Raw genomic sequence first — 23374 nt, 5'->3', positions numbered from 1 at the left:
TCAATTAAAATTGAAAAGAGGAATGAGCCATGGATTTCGATCTCAACGACAAGCAAACTTACTGGCGGGACCGGATCCGCGACCATAATGAGCGCTTCTTGCGTCCACGCGTCGCCGATTATTATGCCGAGCAGGCAGTGGGCGACCGTTGGAAAGTGCTTCAAGTCGTTGAGGAGGAAAAGGCGCGCGCGAAGGCCGCTGGCCTTTGGAACTTGTTCATGCCGCCAACGTCGGGCCGCGTGCATGTCGACGACAGCGTGCATTTTGATGGCCCCGGCCTCACCAACATGGAATATGCATTATGCGCCGAAGAAATGGGCCGCATCGGTTTTGCATCTGAAGTCTATAACTGTTCGGCACCAGACACCGGCAATATGGAAGTGTTCCTGCGCTACGGCACGGCCGCACAAAAAGAAAAATGGATGATCCCGTTGATGAACGGCGAAATCCGTTCGGCGTTTTTGATGACGGAGCCAGCCGTTGCGTCTTCGGATGCTACAAACATCGAAACATCAATCCGCCGCGAAGGCGACGAATATGTCCTTAACGGCGTGAAATGGTGGTCATCAGGCGCAGGCGACCCGCGTTGCAAGATCGCGATTGTCATGGGCAAGACCGATTTCGAAGCCAAGCGCCATGCGCAACAATCGATGGTGTTGATGGAACTCGATTCCCCCGGTGTGAACATTCTGCGCCATCTGCCTGTCTTTGGGTATGACGACGCGCCGCATGGTCATATGGAAATCGAATTGAAGGATGTCCGCATTCCGGCATCGAACATGTTGCTGGGTGAAGGTCGCGGGTTCGAGATCGCGCAAGGACGCCTTGGACCAGGCCGCATTCACCATTGCATGCGCACCATTGGAACTGCAGAAGAGGCGCTGGAGAAAATGTGCAAGCGTCTGCAATCGCGTGTCGCCTTTGGCAAAACCGTTGCCGAGCATAGCGTGTGGGAAGAACGTATTGCCCGTGCCCGGATCGACATCGAAATGACTCGTCTGCTGTGCCTCAAGGCAGCGGATATGATGGACAAGGTCGGTAACAAGGCGGCAGCGGCTGAAATCGCGATGATCAAGGTGCAGGCTCCGAATATGGCGCTGAGCATCATCGACAATGCCATCCAAGCGCATGGCGGCGGCGGTGTGTCCGACGATTTCGGTCTGGCATCGGCTTGGGCGCATCAGCGGACACTGCGTCTGGCCGATGGTCCCGACGAAGTGCATGCCCGCGCGATTGCCCGTATGGAGCTTGGCAAGCATGGCGGCCGCGGCAAAGACGGCCTATCGAGCGGTGACATGGGAGCAACCCGGTGAAAGCAGCAGTCCTGATCGAAGCGGGTAAGCCGCTTCAGATCGAGCAGATCAACATCGCCAATCCCGGGCCGCATGAGGTGCTGATCCGCACTGCGGCCTGCGGGCTGTGCCATAGCGACCTGCACTTCATCGAAGGCACCTATCCGCATCCTTTGCCCGCAATTCCCGGGCATGAGGCCGCGGGCATAGTTGAGGCAGTGGGCAGCGAAGTGCGCACGGTTAAGGTCGGCGATGCCGTTGTGACTTGCCTGAGCGCGTTCTGCGGCCATTGCGAATATTGCGTTACTGGCCGAATGTCTTTGTGCCTTGGCGGCGACACACGGCGTAAAGCAGGCGAAGCACCTCGCCTGACACGCCCCGATGGCAGCATCATGAACCAGATGCTGAACCTGTCGGCTTATGCCGAAATGATGCTCGTGCATGAACATGCTTGCGTCGCAATCCATCCAGACATGCCTTTGCCGCAAGCGTCCGTTATCGGCTGCGCCGTGACCACGGGTGCTGGCACCATTTTCAACGCATGCAAAGTCACACCCGGCGAAACCGTGGCCGTTATCGGCTGTGGCGGCGTTGGACTTGCGACTATCAATGCTGCGAAAATTGCTGGCGCTGGCCGCATCATTGCTGCTGATCCAATTCCGGAAAAGCGGGCGCTTGCAATGAAGCTGGGTGCGACGGATGTTATCGACCCAATGGATGCTGATGCAGCCAAGCAGATTCAGGAGTTGACCAAGGGCGGCGTCGATCATGCAATTGAGGCTGTAGGTCGTCCCGCATCGGGTGAGCTTGCCGTCAAGTCGCTCAAGCGCGGCGGGACAGCAACCATACTTGGTATGATGCCATTGCAGCATTCGGTTGGCCTGTCGGCGATGGACCTGTTGTCCGGCAAGAAGCTCCAAGGCGCGATCATGGGCGGCAACCGCTTCCCTGTTGATATTCCGCGTCTGGTGGATTTCTACATGCGCGGCCTTTTGGACCTCGACACCATCATTTCGGAGACCATTCCGCTGGAGCGGATCAACGAGGGCTTTGACCAGATGAAGCGCGGCGATTCGGCGCGTTCGGTCATCGTTTTTGACCAATGAGTTCGGCTCCAACCCCGATTGACGCGCAGACGGCCTTTACCGGCACCGTTGCGCCAAGCGGAGTGGACATCCTCAATGCCGATAAATTGGCGGCATGGATGTCGGATAATGTAGAAGGATTTGAAGGTCCGGTCGAGGTTCTGAAATTCGCAGGTGGGCAGTCAAACCCGACCTACCGGTTGAACGCGAAAAGCGGGTCTTATGTGTTGCGTCGCAAGCCTTTCGGCGCTCTACTGCCCAGCGCACATGCCGTTGACCGGGAGTATAAGGTCATTGCTGGCCTCTATCCCACGGGCTTTCCAGTCGCCAAACCCTTTGGCCTGTGCACCGACGACACTGTCGCGGGCTCGATGTTCTACATCATGGATATGGTCGAAGGGCGCACTATCTGGGACGGTTCCATGCCGGGGTCAAACCCGCCTGAACGTCGCGCCACTTATGAGGCGATGATCGACACCTTGGCGGCGTTGCACAATGTAGATGTGGAAGGCGCCGGCCTCTCCGATTTTGGCAAACCGGGCAATTATTTCGGGCGGCAGGTAGAACGTTGGACGAAGCAATATCGGCTCGCCGAAACCGACAATATGCCCGAAATGGAACGGCTGATTGAATGGCTGCCAAAGACGCTGCCCGAGCAGACGCGCACCAGCGTCGTCCATGGCGATTATCGCATTGATAACATGATCTTCGATGCCAAAGAGGCAAAGGTCGTCGCGGTGTTGGATTGGGAATTGTCGACCTTGGGCGACCCGCTGGCTGATTTCACTTATGTCGCAATGGCATGGGTGACGCAGAATGAAGGCCGGTCGGGCGTCATGGATCTGGACCGCGCGGGCTTAGGTATTCCCGAACTCGACGCGATGGTGGAGCGTTATTGCGCTGCCACGAACCGTGACGGCGTGCCGGACATGAACTGGTATTTTGCCTATAATTTCTTCCGGCTCGCCGGGATTATTCAAGGTATCAAAAAGCGTGTCATCGACGGCACCGCAAGTTCGTCACATGCGCAAGCTATGGCCGAACGCGTGTTCCCGCTGGCCGAGTCCGCTTGGAAGTTTGCGGAACAGGCCGGGGCGTAGAAATAAGTTCCTCCCCATCGACTTGCGATGGGGAGGGGGACCATCCGCAGGATGGTGGAGGGGAATGAAACGTCGCCGCCCCTCCGTCATCCAAAGCTGCCGCTTTGGCTTTCATCTCCCCATCGCAAGTCGATAGGGAGGAATGAGTGAGAGGAATGCAAATGTCTTTATTCGATATGACCGGCAAGGTCGCCATCATCACAGGGTCGTCGCGCGGCATCGGCCAGGCAATCGCCGAAGAAATGGCCGATCATGGCGCAAAGGTTGTGATCTCCAGCCGCAATATCGATGATTGCGAAGCGGTGGCCGCCGGCATCAATGCCAAGCATACAGGCGCGGCAATTGCGGTGGCATCAAGCCTGTCGTCCAAGGAAAGCCTGCAAAACCTGGTTGATGAAGCGCACAAGGCATTTGGTAAGGTCGATGTTTTGGTCTGCAATGCGGCGTCGAACCCGCATTATGGCCCGATGGCGACCATCACCGACGAACAACTGCGCAAGACGCTTGATCACAACATCGTCTCGCAACATTGGCTGATCCAGATGGTCGTGCCCGAAATGATCGAACGTAAATCGGGCTCCATCGTGATCGTGTCGTCCATTGGCGGCCTGCGCGGGTCGCCGATCTTGGGCGCTTATGCGATTACCAAGGCGGCGGATATCCAGATGACCAAGAATCTCGCGCGCGAATATGGGCCGCATAATGTGCGTATCAATTCGATTGCGCCGGGACTGGTGAAGACCGATTTTGCCAAGGCACTTTGGGAGAACCCCGAAAATCTGAAAGCCTCCACCGCGGGCGCGGCATTGGGCCGTATTGGCGAGCCGCGTGAGATTGCAGGGGCAGCGGTATATCTGGCATCCGACGCGTCCACCTTTATGACGGGTCAAACAATCGTGGTTGATGGGGGCGTAGTCGTATGACCCTTCGGCAGGCTCAGGGTGCATTAGAGGGCAAAGTCGCCATTATCACGGGCGCGGGATCAGGCATTGGCCGTGCATCCGCCATCCGTTTTGCGGCAGAGGGTGCGAAGGTCATTTTGGGCGACATGGCGGCATCGGTACATGACACCGCCGCGATGATTGGCGATGCCGCGACCGCCGTCCAAATGGACGCAGGCGACGAAAGTGATGTCGCGGCTTTGGTCGCCAAGGCCATCACGCTCCACGGCCATCTTGATGTCGCCTTTGCAAACGCGGGTATCTCCGGCGGCATGGAGGGGATTTTCGACAACACCGTGGAAAATTTCACCAGCGTCCTGCGCGTCAACCTCATTGGACCGTGGTTGATGGTTAAGCATGCGGGCAAGGTCATGGCCGATGCAGGCAATGGCGGTTCGATCATCCTGACCGCAAGCGTTGCGGGCATTCGTTCGGGTGCAGGCGGGCCGCCTTATTCGGCGTCAAAGGCTGGCGTCATCAATCTGGCGCAGGTCAGTGCGCAGCAATTGTCGGGCACCAATGTCCGCTGCAACGCGATTTGCCCTGGCCTTACCGAAACCGGCATGACCAAGCCGACATTTGATTATGCCCGTGAAAAGGGCGTGACCGAAAAAATCGGTCGCCTGAACCCCTTGCGCAGAGGTGCGCAGCCAGAGGAACTGGCCAATGTCGCGTTGTTCCTCGCCAGCGACCAGGCCTCTTATGTCAATGGCCAAGCCATTGCTGTTGACGGCGGGCTCTCCAGCTCGCACCCCGTAACGCGCCAATTAACAGGACAAACCGCAGTATGAGCGCCAAAGATTTAGGTTTCCTGCCCGACCGCCTCGCGCGGATTCCCGCATTTATTCAGGCCAATTATCTCGACACCGGTAAATTGCCATTTGCGTCGGTGTTGGTTGGCCGTGGCGACGATATCGCGTTGCGATGGAGCTCGGGCGTTGCCGAAGATGCTATCTTCCGTATCGCATCAATGACCAAGCCGATCACCTCGGTCGCGTTCATGCAGTTGGTAGAACAGGGCAAAATCGCGCTGACGGATCCGGTCACCAAATATATCCCCGAATTTGCGAAATTGGGCGTGTTTGTGGGCGGCGGCGGCAATGTGCCATTTATGACGCGCGCGCCGTCCACCCAAATGCGGGTGGTTGACTTGCTGCGGCATACAGCCGGATTCACCTATAGCTTTCAGGAACAAGGCAATGTCGATGCGGCCTATCGCAAGACCGAACTGGAAAGCTGGTCCAAAAATACATCGCAAAGCGTGATTGACACACTCGCGCACATCCCGCTGGAATTCGACCCAGGCACGCAGTGGAATTATTCGGTTGCCACCGACATAGTCGGCATATTGTTGGAACGGATCAGCGGGCTGTCATTGCCTGAATATTTCCAAATGCATATTTTCGCGCCCTTGGGCATGACCGATACATTCTTCCAAGTGCCCGCCGACAAGGCAGCGCGAATCCCCGAAGGCTTTGGCTTTGACCCCGAAGCCAAAATGAAGCTGATTGACAAGGCTGGCGCCGACAGCATGTGGGCCAAGGGCTGGTCATTCAATTCCGGCGGCGGCGGCCTAGCGTCGAGCGTTGCGGATTATCATCGGTTCTGCCGGATGCTGCTGAACGGCGGCGCGTTTGACGGCGCACAAATACTCAGCCCCAAGACGATAGAATTGATGACCGCCAATCATATCCCCGGCGGTCAAGACCTGACGCAAATGTCGAAATCTTTGTTCAGTGAGGCCGAAATGGCCGGCATTGGCTTTGGCCTTGGCTTTGCCACGACCATCGACAGTGCCGCGACACTTGCGCCTTGTTCCAACGGAGATTTTTATTGGGGCGGCATGTATTCCACCGCGTTTTTCGTCGATCCGGTTGAGGACATCATCATGATTTTCATGACGCAATTGCTGCCATCGACCACCTACCCCGTGCGCCGCGAGATCAAGACGATGATTTATTCCGCGCTGGCGGCGTAGGCGAACGGTTCTGCACATACACCACGTCATGCTGGAGCCGATGGCGTGCAGGGCACAACTTGGTTCAGCATCCATCGTGCCACGCGGGCCGAAGGGCCTAGAGGCGGAATGGACCCTGGAGCCGAAGGCTGGCACCGCCAAAACAAGTTCAGGGTGACACAGCCGTGGGTGAGCAAAAAAAGGTTTAGGCACAACCCCCTCCTTAAACCGTAGCAACCTCCACTTGGCTTACGGGCTCCGGCTTTGCCCTTGCCGCGATCAGGCTTCCGGCCACGATCAAGGCCGTGCCCAAAAGCAAAGACCATGTCACCGGCTCGGCAAAGAACAGCCAGCCGAAAAACGCCGCCCAGACAAAGGCGGTATATTCGACCGGAATCAAAATCTGCGCCTCCGCCCGGGCATAGGCCCAGCTCAGCAGTAACAACGAGATAATCGCAAGCGCCGCGGCACCGCCGATCATGGGCGCATCGAACATGCCTATCGGCTGCAAAAACCATGGCGCAACAAGGCCAAGCGTTGCCGCGACAAACAGATTCTGGAAAAAGGCGATTTCAATGGGCCCCGCGACCTGCGCCTGCCGCCGGGCGAGGATAAGATTATACGCAAACACCACCGCCGAAAACAACACCGCCGCAGCGCCCCAGAGATGCCCGCTGGTATAGTGTCCGCTCAACCGGCCAGCCATGATAATCACCACCCCGCCAAGCCCCGCCAGCGACGCCCATTTGGCGGAACGGCCTATCGTCTCCCCCAGCATAACAGCGGCGAGATAGAGCGCGATGACAGGCGCGATGAAGCTAAGTCCGATGGCCTCGGCCAGCGGCAATTGCGTCAGTGACCAGAAAAAGCTGACCGCCATGACCGACACGATGATGCTGCGCCAAAGATGCATTTTCAGAATGTGTACAGGCGGCCATTTCTGCCGCGTTCCGACAAACAATAGCCCCATGAATAACGTGCCAAGGCAATGGCGCCACATCACCGCGTTGTAGGCACCAAGCGACAAAGCGATGTCTTTCATCACCGCATCCATCAATGAGAATGTAGCAATGCCCGCCGCCGCCGCCATGAACGGGATGAACGGACGCGGATGCAGTTCAGCCATGTTTACAGGCTATGTATGGCAAGGGTTTGGAGCGCTGCACCATCGACGCGGTAGACGGTCCATTCGTCCATGGGCATGGCCCCCAGCGCCTTGTAAAAATCAATCGCGGGCGTGTTCCAATCGAGCACCGACCATTCAAGCCGCGCACAATCCCGTTCGACCGCAAGCGCGGCAAGCCTGCCCAGCAACGCCTTACCCAGCCCCGAACCACGTGCATCCGGCCGGACAAACAAATCCTCCAGATAGATTCCGGGCCGTCCTTCGAAGGTCGAAAAATTGTGGAAGAATAAAGCAAAACCCTGCGCCACGCCGTCAATCTCGCCAATCAACACCTCGGCATAAGGCCGTGGTCCAAACAGCTTTTGCGCCATCACCGCCTCGTCAAAGCGCACGGCATGCGCCAGCTTTTCATATTCCGCAAGGTCGCGAATAAATTGCCCGATGAGCGAGATGTCTTCGGCGGTGGCGGGACGAGTGGATAGGGTCATATGGCGCACTTAACGTCCGTGCACGAAAAGTCATTGCCTTTGAACAGAAGCGGCGCATCCAAGGATTTTGCCAACGCATAAGCCATGCAATCGCCAAAGTTCAGTCGCGCGGGATGGTTGCGGCCCCGACCAAAGCGCAAGAATGCCGCAACGGCAAACGAAACTTGCTGGGCGTCAAATGGAACGATCGATATTTCGGTCTGAGCAATCAAAGCTTCGGCCATAAGCCCGCCTTCATCTCCAAATTTGCCGATTGCCACCATCGAAAATTCGAGAGCATTGGGCGCTGCGATGAGCAATTCCTTCGCATCGGCAATGGCTGTCGCAAACTGAATATGGTCACTTTCGCGAAGCAAGATCGCAACTAGGGCCGAACTATCGACTACGATCAATTAGGCAGTCCGTTTTCATCATAACCCAGTATTTCATCCGCCGAACGGTCATCGAGCATTGGAAGCTTGGCCACATTTTCCTGAATCTTCCGGACCGCTTCCATAATCGCGGCCGGGTCTTTCTTCAGCGGCGGCGTAATCGCCAATTCGTTGCGGACAGCAAGATCGACTGCGGACGTTACACCCACGCCCTTGCGGCGGGCAAGCTCGCGCACCAATTGTTCGGTTACGTCATTTTTTATGCTGAGGCCCATGATATCCCCTTTCTAGAATTTTATACAATATTTCTAGAAAACACTCAAGCCGCTTTCCCGTGCAATGTATCCATGCTGACGCTGGTGCCCGCATCGATCTCTGCAGCTTTGGCTTCGACCAGACGCACGATGTGGCTGATCATGTCGTCATCCTCAACATGATGGTCGGTGACGCCTGACAGATAGACCATATGCTTGCCATTGCCGCCGCCGGTGATGCCGATGTCGGTCTCGCGCGCTTCGCCGGGGCCATTGACGACGCAGCCGAGGACCGAGAGCGACATGGGTGTTTTGATATGGCCAAGCGCATCCTCCAGCTTTTGCACCGTGCGGATGACGTCAAAGCCTTGGCGGGCGCAGCTTGGGCAGCTGACGACGCGCACGCCGCGTGTGCGCAGGCCCAAGGCCTTCAGAATTTCATAGCCAACGCGCACTTCTTCTTCGGGTTCGGCAGACAGGCTGACGCGGATCGTATCGCCAATCCCTGCCCACAACAAATTGCCCATGCCGATGGATGATTTGACCGTGCCGCCAATCAACCCGCCCGCTTCGGTAATGCCAAGATGCAAGGGGCAGTCGACGGCGTCGGCAAGGCCCATATAGGCGGCAACCGCCAGGAAAACGTCCGATGCCTTCACCGCGACTTTAAATTCGTGGAAGTCATGGTCCTGCAGCAGCTTGATATGGTCAAGCGCGCTTTCAATCAGCGCCTCCGGGCACGGCTCGCCATATTTTTCGAGCAGGTCTTTTTCCAAGCTGCCTGCGTTCACGCCGATCCGGATCGCGCAACCATTGGCTTTGGCGGCGTTGACCACCTCCTTCACGCGTTCGGACGAACCGATATTGCCGGGGTTGATCCGCAAGCATGCCGCGCCAGCGTCCGCTGCCTCCAGCGCGCGTTTGTAATGAAAATGAATATCGGCGACGATGGGTACATTGGCCGCACGGACAATCTGTTTCAGCGCCGCCGTGCTCTCCACATCGGGGCAGGATACGCGAATGATATCGACGCCTGCATCCTCACACCGGCGGATCTGGTCGATCGTGGCCGCAGCATCACTGGTTAGCGTATTGGTCATGGTTTGCACCGAGATCGGGGCATTGCCGCCGACAGGGACTTTACCGACCATGATCTGGCGGGACGGACGGCGCGCAATGTCGCGCCAAGGACGAATAGAAGACATGGACGTGATATAGGCGGCTTGGCATTTTCCCGCAATCATCATCCTGAACTGTTTTCAGGACAGTGCGATACGCTCATCAGTCTAGAACACCGTGCCACGCCACTGCTTGCGCTGCAGCAATTTTGCCTATTTCGGCAAGCACGGCCTGATCAGAATCGCGGGTCTGTTCATATTTCCCGTCCGCTTCATAAAAGGCCGTCACAATGACCGGAGGCCGTGCGGGCGGCCAGAAAATGGCGACATCATTGGTCTTGTTATTGAAATATGCGCTGTTGGCGGTTCCGGTTTTATCGCCACTTTTCCAAGAAGCGGGGAGGCCGCCTCGGATCCGCTTCATACCCGTAGCGGTATCGACCATCCATTGGATCAACATATCACGCGAACTCGGCTGCAATATTCGGTCGTCTGTCAAAAGTCGCGCCATCATCCACGCAAATGCGCGCGGCGAAGTCGTATCGCGGACCTCGCCGGGCGGGACGTTGTTCACGTCCGGCTCGTACCGGTCAAGCCGCGTGACGTCATCGCCCCAACTACGGAAAATGCCGGTAATGGCGGCCGGCCCGCCCAGATGTTTCATCAGCAGATTGGCCGCCACATTATCGCTGGTCTTTTGCGCAGCTTCAGCCAAATCGATGATGCGCATCGCACCTTTTGCCAAATTCGGCCCTGTGACGGGGGCGTGTGGGACCATATCCGCTTGCGAATAAGGCAGCACCGTATCCAGTTTCAGCCTGCCTTGATCCGCCTGTTGCAAAACCGCTGCGGCGAGCGCGAGCTTGAAGGTAGAGCACATGGCAAAGGCGTCATCATAATGATGCCCCATCATACGCCCCGATGCCGTGTCGAGCACCAACGCCCCTAGCCGTCCGCCAGCGCGCACCTCTAGCGCCGCCAACGCGGCATTGGCGGAAACGGAGGGGCGCACTTGCCGCGGCCCAGCGCAGCCGGCGATCGTCAACGCCGCAGCACCTGCCATGAGCCCGCGTCTATCAATATCCATCACCCGCCCTCCAATGTTTTCGCTAGTGGCACCAAATCGCAATGCATGCGCCTACTGCTTTGATTTACGCATGGATACAAACTAAGGCGCATTTATGAAACGCTTCCTTATTTCGCTCGTCCTCTTGTTCGCACCATTGGCACCTGCCCAGGCTTATTGGGAATATGGTCATGAGACGGTGGCGCACATTGCCCAAGCCAATATGTCACCGAAGGCGCGCGCGCATATGCAGCGGCTGTTGCGCGCGGCACCGATGCTTGGCACACCAAAATGTGCGATGCGCAATATCGCGGACGTCAGCGTTTGGGCGGACTGCATCAAGGGCGACCGGCTGCGCTGGGGCTACACCAACAGTTGGCATTACCAGAATATCGACATCTGCAAGCCATTCGATTTGAAAAGCGCCTGCGCCGATGGCAATTGCGTTTCAGCGCAGATTGACCGCAACTTCGCGCTGCTATCGAACAAGGCCCTGCCGGCGCATGTCCGGTTGGAGGCGCTTGCTTTCTTGATCCATTTTGTCGGCGACATGCATCAGCCATTACATGCTGGCGACCGAGCCGATCGCGGCGGCAATGACCTGAAAACCACTTATGGTGTGATGCCTGGATATAATCTCCATGCGGTGTGGGACGGGCTTTTGGCCGACCGCGCGCTGTCAGCCGCACCCTTTATTGTCCGCGTATTTTCACCAACCGAAAAAGCAGCGGTCGTGCAAGGCGACGTGCGCAGCTGGAGTGAGGAGAATTGGGCCGTGTCAAAAAACATTGCCTATCCACGCGCGATGGATGGTGACCCTTGTGGCGCGAAACCAACCGCACCCGTCATCTTTGACGAAGCCGACGTCGCTGCATCGCGCGCGGCGTTACGTCAACAGGTCGAACGCGGCGGCATCCGTTTGGCGCGGTTGTTGGATGAGGCTTTACGCTAGGCCTTAAATCTGGCCGCTTCGCTGTTTCTTTGCATCTTGCTCTCGCTTTAGTTGTAAAAGACTATCGACATCGACGATCTCGCTGCGTGCCTTCATGTGTCGAAGCATCGCAAATGCCCAAAGGCGGGTTGCAACAAAAAAGGGGCTGCGCAGATTGTCGCCTGCGCCGCCCCCTTTTTTGATGCCATCACAGCGCCTTATTCGCCGGTTGGAAATCCGCGCTTTTTCATGATGTATTTGACGTCGGGGTCACGACCACGGAACGCGCGATAGGCCTCGATCCGGTCGGTTTCATTACCAGTCGCCATCAGCATGGAGCGGAAACGCTCTGCCGTTTCCTTGTCCCAGACATCACCCTTTTCGGTGAAGGCGGCCCAAGTGTCGGCATCCATGGTTTCGGACCAAAGATAGCTGTAATAGCCCGCCGAATAGCTGTCGCTGGAAAACAGGTGGTTAAACTGCGGCAGGCGGTGCCGCATGACCATTTCCTTTGGCATGCCGATTTCTGCAAGGTTATCGCGTTCAAAGGCGGCGGGATCAGTCACAGGCGCGCTTCGGTTATGCAATTTCATATCCAATATTGCGCTCGACAGATATTCAACCGTGGAGAATCCTTGGTTGAACGTCTCACTTGCCCGGATTTTCTCGACCAAGGCGGCTGGAATCGGCTCGCCGGTCTTATAATGCTTGGCATATGTGTTGAGAATATAGGGCGTCAGCAACCAATTTTCGTTCACTTGGCTGGGATATTCGACAAAATCGCGCGGGGTCCCGCCAAGGCCAGGCCAGGTGATGTCGTAATTGAGATAATGAATGGCATGGCCAAATTCGTGGAACAAGGTTGATGCATCATCGATGCTGATCAACGTGGGCATGCCATCGGCGCCAGGCACGAAATTATTGTTGTTCGACGCCAGCACGATATTGTTCTTACCGCCCAGTTTATGCTGGCTGCGATAGGTGGTCATCCACGCGCCCGAACGCTTTCCTGCGCGTGCGAAGTTGTCGAGATAGAATAGGCCAATAATCTTGCCATCGCGCCTGACCTCAAATGTCCGCACTTTGGGTTCAAACACCGGAATCGTGCCGGTATTTTCGGTGAAGCTCATGCCGTATAATTTGCCTGCGGCATCAAACATCGCGGCGACCATATTATCCAATTGGAAATACGGCTTTACCGCTTCTTGATCGAGGTCATATTTCGCCTTGCGCACTTTTTCGGCGTAGAAGCGATAATCCCATGGCGCGATGGTAATGTTGTCCGCATTGGCGATTGCCTGCATATCCGCGACTTCTTCGCGCACGCGCGCCACTGCGGCGGGCCAAACCTTCATCATCAGGTCCATCGCCTGATTCGGGTCCTGCGCCATGGTATCGGCCATCCGGTAATGCGCATGGGTGGCAAAACCCAAAATTTCGGCGCGCTGTTGACGCAGTTTCAGGATTTCGGCGATGGTCGCGTTCGTGTCATTGGCATTCTTATTATCGCCACGCTTGGTGAAAGCACGCCAGACTTTTTCGCGCAAATCACGACGAGTCGCGTTTTCGAGGAATGGCTGTACCGCTGAACGGGTGTTGACGACGGCCCATCCGCTCTGGCCTTTCGCCTTCGCCGCGGCTTGCAACGACGCGACAAAACTTTCCGGTAGGCCAGCCAAATCGGCCTTTTGCGTTATCAGAATGAAGGTTTCCTCATCAGCAAGCACCTTGTCAGAAAAAGCGGAAAACTTGCTCGACAGGTCGGTCTCAATGCGGATGACTTGCGCTTTCTGTGCTGCATCAAGCATCGCGCCATTCCGGACCAAGCCGTCATAGGTCCGCTCCAACAACCGCATCTGCTGTGCATTGAGACCCAGATTGGCGCGCTGATCATATAAATATTTTACGCGCTGGAAATAACGCGCATCCAGCGACAATTCGGAGAAGAACGCACTCAACTTCGGCTCCCACTCGGCCTGAATTTTGCGCACTTCAGGGCTGGACAAGTTAGACGAATGGACGCCCCATATGGAGAATAACCGGCCAATTTCGTCACCCGACAGCTCGCTGGCAGTGATCGTATTGTCAAAGCTAATGGCCTCGGGCTTTGCAAGCATGGCTTCAAATTCGGCCTTTGATGCATCCATCGCGGCTTGGAATGCAGCCGGAAATTGCGACACTTTAACCTGATCCCATGGCGGCACACCGTCATAAGGGCCAGTCCATTCCTGCAGCAAGGCGGGTTCATTCGCAGCCTGGCCAGCATTCATTTCCTTTGCTTGTGCAACCGCTGTCATTGATACTCCTGACAATAAAAGCGCCGCTGCGCTCATTATGATGTGCTGTCTTCTCACCTAATTTTGCTCCTCTGGGTCATGCTGCTGCCATTCTGGCGCTTCATGAAAACGGGGATAGCGCATCGCGCCGCGCAAGCAAACCTCCTGTTCGCCAAAACTGTCTCCTCCAATATGGAGGTAAGTTTTACATATTCGGCGTCGTTTTTTCGTGCGTTCGCAAAAGTATAATCTTATCAGGCATTTGTTCAAAAGATTATGCCAGACATCTCACCTCACCCCGCCACGGGCCAAAATGGACGCATTGCGATGATCTCCGGCGGGTCATTGGAGCGGGATACCAAGCTTGCGCGGCTGGCAACATTGGCCGGTTATACGCCCTTGCTAATGGACGATACGCAACCCGCAGATTTTCTGCTGATCGACCTTTCCTCCGAAACGGACAGGCTCAGCGATACCGTATCGCGGATAACGCTTTATCTCCAAACACATCGCAGCACTGCATTGATCTGGTCCAAGATGGAGTCGCTGGAAGTAATTTATGCGGCGCTTCCGCACGGCCAATGTCACTTTCTGGTCGATGCAGATGACGTCGAAGCAATGCCAGTTTTGGCGGGGGCATTTGGACGGAATAGCATGGATCGACTGTATGACAGGGACCAGGAAGTAGAATTTAGATCGCTACACCGGATCAGCGACGAGTTGGCCGAATTCGCCCGAACGCTGGCGCGCATGGCCGATTCCGAACTGAAGGACACAATAAAAGATAAATCGATCTCCTTTAGAGCCGCGCCATTTGGTGGCTTTCAAGGATTTCCGAGCGAGATTCCGGTCGCCAATGATGCCGCAGCGAAGCCAAGCCTGCGTGAAATCATAAAGCTGCGCCGGTTGCGCGAACGGTTTTTTCCGCCTGACCTATTCGCGGATCCTGCATGGGATATCCTGCTTGATCTCAAAGCAGCCGCACAAGAGGGACAGCGCGTATCGGTATCTAGCCTTTGTATCGCCGCCGCAGTTCCGCCAACCACCGCATTGCGATGGATATCCGCCATGACCGAAAGCGGTATGGTGTTGCGGCGTCAGGACCCGGCCGACGCTCGGCGTGTATTCATTGAGCTTTCCGCCGAAACATCGGCAAAAATGGATGATTATTTTGCAGCGATCAGCGCGCGCTCTTCGCCAATCATTTAAATGGCCTTGCCAAATGTGATTCACTTTGGCAAATGCCCGTCTCCCGAGAGGGGCGCTTAGCTCAGTTGGTAGAGCATCTCGTTTACACCGAGAGGGTCAGCGGTTCGAGCCCGTTAGCGCCCACCATATTTTTCAATGGTGTAACGGCCATTACCCGCGCAAATCGCGATGAAAATTCATTTCCAATGATTTGGCCTTGCTTCCTCGACTGCTCCTAACGGCACCGATTCGCGTACCCAGAAACTGGGCTGTGTGGGCCTCCGACGCAGCTTTGGTGTCGTCCAGGGCCTGACCCCCTCGCAACCCCGAAACGCCACCCGGCGCGTCGTTGACGCCGGGCGTGTTACCGCAGTTATCAGGCTTTGGCTTTCAAGCTCTCTGCCACCTTGACGCCATGCCGCTCAAGCGCTTCCACGATTTTGCCTGCGCCTTCCAAATCGCCCCAGAACATGGGGCCGCCGCGATAGATTGGCCAGCCATAGCCATAGATCCAGACCACATCGATGTCGGACGCGCGCTGGGCTTTGCCTTCTTCGAGGATTTTATAGCCTTCATTGACCATCGGGTAGAGCGTGCGTTCGACGATTTCCTGGTCACTGATTTCGCGCTTCGGCAGGTTTGAAGTAGCGCGAAATTCCTCAATGATCGCCAACGCCTCGGCACTTGGCGTGCCCACACGTTTTTCATCATAATCGTAAAAGCCCTTGCTGTTCTTCTGACCAAAACGGCCGGCCGCACACAGCGCATCGCGGATGGTTTCGACCCTTGACGGGTCACGGTGCCAACCAATATCCAGTCCAGCCAGATCGCTCATCTGAAACGGTCCCATGGGCATGCCGAAATCGGTATGCACCTTGTCGATCTGTGCGGGCGTTGCCCCCTCCAACAGCAATTGCATCGCTGGCTGCTGACGCGTGGACAGCATCCGGTTCCCGATAAAGCCATGGCAGACGCCTGCAACCACCGCGACCTTACCGATTTTCTTGCCAATCGCCATGGCGGTGGCAAGCACGTCCGGCTCGGTTTTGTCGCCGCGCACGACCTCCAGCAATTTCATGACATTGGCAGGCGAGAAGAAATGCATGCCGACGACATCTTGCGGACGCGATGTGCTGGCGGCAATTTCGTCAATGTCGAGATAGGATGTATTCGACGCAAGAATCGCGCCGGGCTTGCAAATAGTGTCCAGCTTTCCAAACACCTCTTTTTTAACGTCCATGCTTTCGTACACGGCTTCGATGACAAGATCGCAGTCGGCCAGATCATCGAGTGTCAATGACGGCGTCAGCAAGGCCATCATTTCTTCAACATGCTCGGGCGAGAAGCGTCCCTTGGCGGCGCTGTTTTCATAATTTTTGCGGATGACGCCAACGCCGCGGTCCAGATTTTCCTGCACCATTTCGACGATGGTCACGGCGATGCCCTTAGACAGGAAATTCATCGAAATCCCGCCGCCCATGGTCCCTGCGCCAATCACGCCGACTTTCTTGATATCACGCAAAGCAATGTCTTTGGCCAACCCGTCAATCTTTGCGGCCTGGCGTTCGGCAAAGAACATGTGGCGCTGGGCCGCAGATTGCGATCCACCCATCAGCTTCACAAACTCTGCGCGTTCGAACTGCATGCCTTCGTCAAAGGGCAACCGCGTTGCCGCCTCGACACAGGCAAGATTGGCATAAGGCGCATCAAAGCCTTTCCACTTCTTGGCATTGGCCGCCTTCAATTGTTCAATGATCCCAATATCACCACCCAGCGGACGATCACGCGTTGGTCGTGGGCCGATAGCGATCAATTCGCGCGCATAGGCAATCGCGTCGTCGGTTAGGCTGTCTTCACCAGCCAAGCGGTCGACCAAGCCAATCGAAGCCGCCTTCGTCGCAGACAGAGGTTCGCCAAGCGAACACATGGTGGCGGCAGCTTCGACGCCCACGACGCGCGGCAGCCTTTGCGTCCCTCCAGCCCCCGGTAGCAGGCCAAGCTTGACCTCTGGCACCCCAAGCCGCGCGGAGGGCACAGCGATGCGGTAATGGCACACCAAGGCGGTTTCCAGACCCCCGCCAAGCGCCGTGCCATGAATGGCAGCCACAACAGGTTTGCCGGCAGCTTCAATCATGTTCAACACGGCGTTGAAATCCGGACCTTGCGGGGCTTTGCCAAATTCTGTGATGTCGGCGCCTGCGATAAAGGTCGATCCTGCACAGCGCAGCACAAGGGCCTTTACATTATCATCCGAAAGTCCCTGTTCAAAACTGTCGTTCAGCCCCTGACGGACATGCCAAGACAATGCGTTCACGGGGGGATTGTCGACAATCACCACAAGGACGTCGTCAAATTTCTGCGTGGTCACTGATTGCACGGGCAACTCCTAATTTTTAAGGTTCGGCGCGTTTGCCGGTTGTCGAGTGATGAAGGAACTGGCAGCAGTCCTAATATGTTTTCTGCAGGCTTTGCAATCCTGCTGCTCCAAGCATTCCAGCGACGTGCGTTTTACGCTTGGTCTTTCAGGGTTTGGATGATTGCTGAAAAATCGAGGCCACCATTTCCCGCCTTGTCAAATTGCGCATATAGTTCCGCCGCGCGTTCGCCCATCGGCACATCTGCGCCCACCAAGCTTGCGGCCTCCATCGCCAGCTTCAGATCCTTGAGCATGAGCGCTGTAGCAAACCCGCCCTGATAATCATTATCGGCAGGCGTCGTTGGCCCAACACCCGGAACCGGACAATAATTTGTCATCGACCAATTCTGGCCGGAGGCTTTCGACGATATGTCGAAAAAGGTCTGAAGGTTCAGCCCCAGCTTTTCGGCCATGGCAAAGGTTTCACAGGTCGCAATCATCGACGCGCCAAGCAGCATATTGTTGCAGATTTTCGCCGCCTGCCCCGCGCCGGACGCACCAGCATGAATGACCGCCTTGCCCATCGCTGATAAAATCGGTTCCGCACGCGCAAAGGCGGTATCCGTGCCGCCCACCATGAAGGTCAAAGTGCCCCCATTGGCAGCCGCTATCCCGCCTGAAACGGGTGCATCAACCATGTCATAGCCCGCCGCGACAGCATCCGCCGTCACGCTGCGCGCAGTGCCAACGTCAATCGTTGAACAATCGAGCAATATCGCACCTTTGGGTGCGTGGCCCAAGACGTCCGTCTCAAACACGCTGGCCACGATTTTGCCGTTTGGCAGCATCGATACGACAGCGTCCACGCCATCGACCGCTTCGCGTACTGACGTAAAGGTCGCACACCCATTATCCCGCGCACGCGCCAGCGCCTCGCCCGACAGGTCAAAGGCATTCACCGCATGCCCCGCCTTCACAAGGTTGGCAGCCATGCCGCCACCCATATTGCCAAGCCCGATAAACGCCACTTTCATGTGCTTTACCCCATTGTAGGAATGACGAAGGCATTGCCGCCATCAGGCGATCCATCTGGCCAACGCTGGGTGATTGTCTTCACCTTGGTCCAGAACTTCACGCCTTCCATGCCGTGCTGGTTGGTGTCGCCAAAGGCAGACCGCTTCCAGCCGCCAAAGCTGTGATAGGCAACCGGCACGGGGATCGGCACGTTAATCCCGACCATGCCGACATTGACCCGCGCGGCGAACTCGCGAGCTGCGTGGCCATTGCGCGTGAAGATCGCAACGCCATTGCCATATTGGTGCTTCGACGGAAGCGCCAAGGCTTCTTCAAAATTTGCGGCGCGAACGATTTGAAGCACGGGGCCGAAGATTTCTTCCTTGTAGCTTTCCATGTCGGTGGTGACATGGTCGAACAAGGTTGGTCCAATGAAGTAACCTTCTTCATGACCCTGAAGTTTGAACCCGCGGCCATCGATGATCAGCTCGCCGCCTTCGTCAACGCAGGTTTGGATCCAGCCTTCAACCTTTGCCTTATGCTGCGCGGTGACAACCGGGCCGTAATGCGCCTCGGCATCGGTTGAGATGCCCACGCGCAATGCTTCGATCGCGGGAATGAGTTTGGCCTTCAATCGCTCGGCGGTTTCGTCGCCCACCGGGACCACGACAGGCAGCGCCATGCAGCGTTCACCAGCCGAACCAAAAGCCGCGCCTGCAAGATCGTTCACGACTTGGTCAAGGTCAGCATCGGGCATGACAATGCCATGATTCTTCGCGCCGCCCATGGCCTGCACACGCTTACCGTTGGCAACGCCGCGATTGTAGACATAATGCGCAATGTCGGACGAGCCGACAAAGCTGACCGCGCCGATGGCTGGGTGATCAAGAATGGCATCGACCATTTCCTTATCACCATGCACGACTTGGCAGATGCCTTCGGGCAAACCAGCTTCGATAAACAGTTCCGCAAAGCGCACAGGCACGCTTGGGTCACGCTCGCTTGGTTTGATAATGAACGCATTGCCCGTCGCGATGGCGGGGCCGCACATCCACAAAGGGATCATGCCAGGAAAGTTGAACGGGGTAATGCCTGCGCCAATGCCAATGGGCTGACGCATCGAATACACATCAATGCCGGGGCCTGCGCCTTGGCTATATTCACCCTTCAGCACATGCGGGATGCCGCAGCAAAATTCGATGACTTCCAACCCGCGCTGAATGTCGCCCTTTGAGTCCGCAATGACCTTGCCGTGCTCGCTCGATAACATATGCGCCAGGTCGTCCATATTGGCCTCAACCAAGCGCTTGAATTCGAACATCACGCGCGCACGGCGCTGTGGGTTGGTCATCGCCCAGGCTGGCTGTGCCGCCAATGCCGCTTGCACCGCACGTTCAAGTATATTTGCGTCACCCAAGGCCACGCGCGCTTGAACGCCGCCATTATTCGGGTCCATAATATCGCCAAAACGCGCCGAGCTTGTGCCGGTGCCACCGCCGATGAAATGATCGATGTGACGCATATATCTTCTCCTGATTCCGTCCGCGTGCCTTGCGCGTATCATTACATTATTGCAACCATGGCCTATTATAGTTCAAAAATAGCGGCCAGCGCATATATGGGTAAGGCAACGCTTAGGGTCAGGACCACTTAAATCCACCTTCGCGGCGTCAAAATGGCAAAGATATCGAAGGAAAATGGCCGCCGCAGGCAGTCATTCTGCCTGCAAGGGCATTTTGCTTTGAGATCGAAGCCATTTTGACGTCCTTCGGATTTGACCCATTTTGTCCATTGCCACGTTGGCAAGCTTGGACTTAGAACCACTAAGTCCGGCGCTTGCCGCCTAGCACTGAACAAAATGGCCTCAAACCGCGAAGGTGGATTTAAGTGGTCCTGACCCTAATATCCGTCTTCTTCACACATCAGGAACACACATGTTTACCCTTTTGGCCCGGACCTCATGCGTGGCAATCGCCATTGGTGCACCTGCCGCTTATGCGCAAGACGCCGCCGAACCCATCATTGTCGTAAAGGGTAAGGGCCTTGATCAGACCAAAAGTGATCCCGCTTATGGCTCGGTTGAAATCGACCGCGCGCGCCTGACCAGCGAGGCATCGGGACGCATCGAAAACATCCTTGCCGATGTCGCAGGTTTTCAGCAGTTCCGCCGTTCCGACAGCCGTTCGGCCAACCCTTCTGCCCAAGGCGCAACCTTGCGCGCGCTTGGCGGCAATGCCTCCAGCCGGACGCTGATATTGCTGGACGGCGTGCCGCAAGCCGACCCGTTTTTCGGCTATATTCCGTTTAGCGCGATTGCGCCGGAACGCCTGTCCTTTGTCCGCGTGACACGCGGCGGCGGCAATGGTGCCTTTGGGGCAGGCGCAGTGGCCGGCACGATTGAGCTGAACAGCGCCGGGCCTGACGACTTGTCCGACGCATCGCTTTCGGCCTTTTACGGCAGCGACCATGCCAGCGAATTGTCGGCGGGCCTCACGACCGACCTTAAAGCTGGCTTTGTAAGCCTTTCGGGTCGCTGGGACCGCGGCGACGGCTTCTTCACTGCACCATCTGCGACACGACAATCAAGCGATGTGCGCGCGGCTTATGATAGCTGGTCCACTGGCCTGCGCGCGGTTGCACCCTTGGCCGATGCTGTGGAGATGCAATTTCGCGGATTGCTCTTCCAAGACAATCGGACCTTGCGCTTTGCCGGCGCGGACAGCAGCTCCGAAGGGCAAGACGCCAGCATCCGCATCGTGTCGCAAGGCCGCTGGCAAATCGACGCATTGGCTTATGTGCAGGGGCGCAATTTCACCAACGTCGTGATCAGCGCCACGTCCTTGCGCAAGACGCTGGACCAACGCAATACGCCCTCCACGGGCCTTGGCGGCAAAATCGAAGTCCGTCCGCCCGTTGGCAGCGACCATCCATTGCGCATCGGCGCGGATATCCGCTTGGCCGAAGGCGAATTGTTTGAAGATGCCTATAGCCAAGTCACCGGGCTAGTGACCGCACGCCGTAACGCGGGCGGCCATAATGCGACCTTTGGCGTGTTTGCGGAAAATGACTGGAAACTGGGCGCATTGACGTTGACCGCTGGCCTGCGCGCCGACCGTTGGACAATAAACAACGGCTTTTTTGCCGAGCGCAGCGCAAATGGCAATGTCATTCGCGATGACAATTTTGCCGACCGTGCAAATTGGAAAACAAGCGCGCGTGTCGGCGCGCTTTTCGCGGCGCGCGATGACTTTGCCGTGCGCGCGGCGGCCTATACCGGCTTTCGCTTGCCCACGCTGAATGAGCTTTACCGCCCTTTTACTGTGTTCCCCGTCGCCACCCGCGCCAATGCTGCATTAGACGTTGAAAAACTGCGCGGTGTTGAGGCGGGCTTTGACCTGCGTCCGGCCAATGGCATCTCCTTTGGCGCGACATTGTTCTACAACCGCCTGAACGATGCCATCGCCAATATCACCATCGGTCCCAATCTGCGTCAGCGCGGCAATGTTGATGCGGTCGTGGCCAAGGGACTTGAGCTGTCGGGTGAAGCCGTTTTTGGCGACGTCGCGCTTTCCGGCTCCTACGCATATAGCGATAGCAAAGTGCGCGCCTCTGGCAGCGCGTCCGCACTCAACGGCCTGTCCCCGGCGCAAAGCCCGCGTCATGCCGCCAACGCAAATGTGCGTTGGACGCCAAATGCAGGCGCAATATTCTCTGCAACCGCCCGCTATATCGGCGCGCAGTTTGAGGATGATCTGGAAAGCAACATCTTGCCCTCCGCATTGACATTTGACGGCTTTGCACAAGTGCCGATAACGCGTCAGATCGCCTTGACGGCCCGTGTCGAGAATATCTTCAACGAAGCTGTCGTAACCCGCAAGGTCGACAGTTCCATCGACCTTGGAACACCGCGCATCTTGTGGATTGGCCTGAAGTTTACGACGGGGTAAGCCGCGCCGTTTCGCGCAACACCCCCCGTCGCCCCGGCGCAGGCCGGGGCCGATGTCGTCTATCGATAAAGCGGTATTCCGGTGACAGGTGCGTGATCCCTGAAATAGGTTTGCATTATGACGGATCGGGCCACACCTTCTTTGCGCCTCTGCGCCTCTGCGTGGGATTATATTGGCGCAGCGTTTCGACCGGGCATGACCGCGAGATTGCGACACCCGGCGGGTGCCCCTCCCCCATGCTTCGCATGGTCCCGCTGTTGCTCCGCAACGCCTTCGGCTCCCCCGTGCCGGGGAGGAGTTATTTCGCCTTCAATTCCGGTGACAATTGCGATAACCCCGAAATAGGTTTCGCTTGCAATGTAGGATTTGTTTTGAGATTCCGTGCTCCACGTCCGCAATTGTTGGGCGACCGGCTCTTTGAAACGGTTCAACCCCAGCCCGGCTTTCGTAGCCGGTAAGCCAACCTCGCAAAGTCGAGGTAAGTTTACAGAAATACCGCGTTTTCCGTATATGTTTGTAAACTTAGAATTCCGGTGGCAGGTGCGTCATCGCCGAAATAATCTTGCTGCGGTGCATATTGCGAATTTAAGCCCCTCCCCTTCAGGGGAGGGGTTGGGGTGGGGCATATAGGTTTGCGCAACGCCGACAGGCCCCACCCAGCGCGGCTTTTGGCTCTGTCCGGGGGACAGAGCTGCTGCGCTCCCCTCCCCTAAAGGGGAGGGGTGATTTAGGGAATTTCAGTGACAAATGCGTCAGTATTGAAAAACTGGCGGAGACGGTGGGATTCGAACCCACGATAGAGTCACCCCTATACACACTTTCCAGGCGTGCGCCTTCGACCACTCGGCCACGTCTCCGCATTCC

Annotated in this window: 19 protein-coding genes and 2 tRNA genes; 10 read left to right on the top strand and 11 right to left on the bottom strand. The window is 56.8% G+C overall.

Translation table 11 applies throughout. The annotated features are described in order from the left end of the window. The first annotated feature begins 29 nt into the window (after positions 1-29). From HEQ18_RS11065 to HEQ18_RS11040, 6 genes are all read left to right on the top strand, one after another. Positions 30-1313 (top strand): acyl-CoA dehydrogenase family protein, encoded by a 1284-nt coding sequence (locus tag HEQ18_RS11065; protein WP_432814755.1) that lies wholly within the window; start codon positions 30-32, stop codon positions 1311-1313. Then, positions 1310-2398, top strand: coding sequence for a Zn-dependent alcohol dehydrogenase (locus tag HEQ18_RS11060; protein ID WP_432814754.1), 1089 nt, complete (start codon positions 1310-1312; stop codon positions 2396-2398). Before HEQ18_RS11065 ends, HEQ18_RS11060 begins: the two co-directional genes overlap by 4 nt. Further along, complete coding sequence (locus HEQ18_RS11055) at positions 2395-3477, top strand: phosphotransferase family protein (RefSeq protein WP_432814753.1); 1083 nt, start codon at positions 2395-2397, stop codon at positions 3475-3477. The genes HEQ18_RS11060 and HEQ18_RS11055 overlap by 4 nt, the downstream gene beginning before the upstream one ends. Positions 3478-3638: 161 nt before the next feature. Next, complete coding sequence (locus HEQ18_RS11050) at positions 3639-4400, top strand: SDR family NAD(P)-dependent oxidoreductase (protein ID WP_397581034.1); 762 nt, start codon at positions 3639-3641, stop codon at positions 4398-4400. Then, on the top strand, positions 4397-5209 hold the full coding sequence (locus HEQ18_RS11045) for an SDR family NAD(P)-dependent oxidoreductase (RefSeq protein ID WP_432814752.1): 813 nt from the start codon (positions 4397-4399) through the stop codon (positions 5207-5209). The genes HEQ18_RS11050 and HEQ18_RS11045 overlap by 4 nt, the downstream gene beginning before the upstream one ends. After that, entirely contained in the window at positions 5206-6396 is a 1191-nt protein-coding gene (locus HEQ18_RS11040; RefSeq protein ID WP_432814751.1) for a serine hydrolase domain-containing protein, read from the top strand. Before HEQ18_RS11045 ends, HEQ18_RS11040 begins: the two co-directional genes overlap by 4 nt. Before the next feature lie 202 nt (positions 6397-6598). Here the strand turns inward: HEQ18_RS11040 and HEQ18_RS11035 are convergent, their stop codons facing one another. The 6 genes from HEQ18_RS11035 to bla all read right to left on the bottom strand — a co-directional run bounded on the left by HEQ18_RS11035 (position 6599) and on the right by bla (position 10819). Then, entirely contained in the window at positions 6599-7501 is a 903-nt protein-coding gene (locus HEQ18_RS11035; protein WP_432814750.1) for a DMT family transporter, read from the bottom strand. A 2-nt stretch (positions 7502-7503) separates the two neighbouring features. Further along, entirely contained in the window at positions 7504-7989 is a 486-nt protein-coding gene (locus tag HEQ18_RS11030; protein WP_432814749.1) for an N-acetyltransferase family protein, read from the bottom strand. After that, positions 7986-8381, bottom strand: coding sequence for a type II toxin-antitoxin system VapC family toxin (locus HEQ18_RS11025; RefSeq protein WP_432814748.1), 396 nt, complete (start codon positions 8379-8381; stop codon positions 7986-7988). The genes HEQ18_RS11030 and HEQ18_RS11025 overlap by 4 nt, the downstream gene beginning before the upstream one ends. Beyond that, a complete protein-coding gene (locus tag HEQ18_RS11020; protein WP_397581005.1) occupies positions 8378-8635 on the bottom strand; it encodes a type II toxin-antitoxin system VapB family antitoxin in 258 nt (85 codons plus the stop codon). Before HEQ18_RS11020 ends, HEQ18_RS11025 begins: the two co-directional genes overlap by 4 nt. 44 nt (positions 8636-8679) lie before the next feature. Continuing rightward, positions 8680-9819 (bottom strand): flavodoxin-dependent (E)-4-hydroxy-3-methylbut-2-enyl-diphosphate synthase, encoded by a 1140-nt coding sequence (ispG, locus tag HEQ18_RS11015; protein WP_432815999.1) that lies wholly within the window; start codon positions 9817-9819, stop codon positions 8680-8682. 76 nt (positions 9820-9895) lie between these two features. Next, entirely contained in the window at positions 9896-10819 is a 924-nt protein-coding gene (gene bla / locus HEQ18_RS11010) for a class A beta-lactamase (RefSeq protein ID WP_296196185.1), read from the bottom strand. A gap of 94 nt (positions 10820-10913) precedes the next feature. Between bla and HEQ18_RS11005 the strand changes: the two genes are divergently transcribed. Next, positions 10914-11750 (top strand): S1/P1 nuclease, encoded by an 837-nt coding sequence (locus HEQ18_RS11005; RefSeq protein WP_432814747.1) that lies wholly within the window; start codon positions 10914-10916, stop codon positions 11748-11750. Positions 11751-11947: 197 nt separating this feature from the next. Here HEQ18_RS11005 and HEQ18_RS11000 read toward each other — a convergent pair whose 3' ends face one another. Further along, positions 11948-14026, bottom strand: coding sequence for a M3 family metallopeptidase (locus tag HEQ18_RS11000; RefSeq protein WP_432814746.1), 2079 nt, complete (start codon positions 14024-14026; stop codon positions 11948-11950). A 255-nt stretch (positions 14027-14281) separates the two neighbouring features. On the opposite strand from HEQ18_RS11000, the gene HEQ18_RS10995 reads away from it, so the two are divergent. After that, on the top strand, positions 14282-15214 hold the full coding sequence (locus tag HEQ18_RS10995) for a hypothetical protein (RefSeq protein ID WP_432814745.1): 933 nt from the start codon (positions 14282-14284) through the stop codon (positions 15212-15214). Positions 15215-15264: 50 nt separating this feature from the next. Continuing rightward, positions 15265-15340: transfer RNA gene (locus HEQ18_RS10990), tRNA-Val, on the top strand. 229 nt (positions 15341-15569) lie between these two features. Here HEQ18_RS10990 and HEQ18_RS10985 read toward each other — a convergent pair. The 3 genes from HEQ18_RS10985 to HEQ18_RS10975 form a co-directional block, all read right to left on the bottom strand. Next, positions 15570-17570 (bottom strand): 3-hydroxyacyl-CoA dehydrogenase NAD-binding domain-containing protein, encoded by a 2001-nt coding sequence (locus HEQ18_RS10985; RefSeq protein WP_432814744.1) that lies wholly within the window; start codon positions 17568-17570, stop codon positions 15570-15572. A 131-nt stretch (positions 17571-17701) separates the two neighbouring features. Next, a complete protein-coding gene (gene mmsB / locus HEQ18_RS10980) occupies positions 17702-18583 on the bottom strand; it encodes a 3-hydroxyisobutyrate dehydrogenase (RefSeq protein WP_432814743.1) in 882 nt (293 codons plus the stop codon). 5 nt (positions 18584-18588) lie between these two features. Next, positions 18589-20085 (bottom strand): CoA-acylating methylmalonate-semialdehyde dehydrogenase, encoded by a 1497-nt coding sequence (locus HEQ18_RS10975; protein WP_432814742.1) that lies wholly within the window; start codon positions 20083-20085, stop codon positions 18589-18591. Positions 20086-20497: 412 nt separating this feature from the next. On the opposite strand from HEQ18_RS10975, the gene HEQ18_RS10970 reads away from it, so the two are divergent. Continuing rightward, positions 20498-22510: a TonB-dependent receptor gene (locus HEQ18_RS10970; RefSeq protein WP_432814741.1), complete on the top strand. Its 2013-nt coding sequence runs from the start codon at positions 20498-20500 to the stop codon at positions 22508-22510. 767 nt (positions 22511-23277) lie between these two features. Here the strand turns inward: HEQ18_RS10970 and HEQ18_RS10965 are convergent. Then, positions 23278-23367: transfer RNA gene (locus HEQ18_RS10965), tRNA-Ser, on the bottom strand. Positions 23368-23374: the final 7 nt, after the last annotated feature.

The organism is Sphingorhabdus sp. (assembly GCF_050921905.1).
Taxonomy (GTDB): domain Bacteria; phylum Pseudomonadota; class Alphaproteobacteria; order Sphingomonadales; family Sphingomonadaceae; genus Sphingorhabdus_B.
Note: the sequence above shows the minus strand (reverse complement) of the source record. Positions and strands in the feature narration are given on the sequence as shown.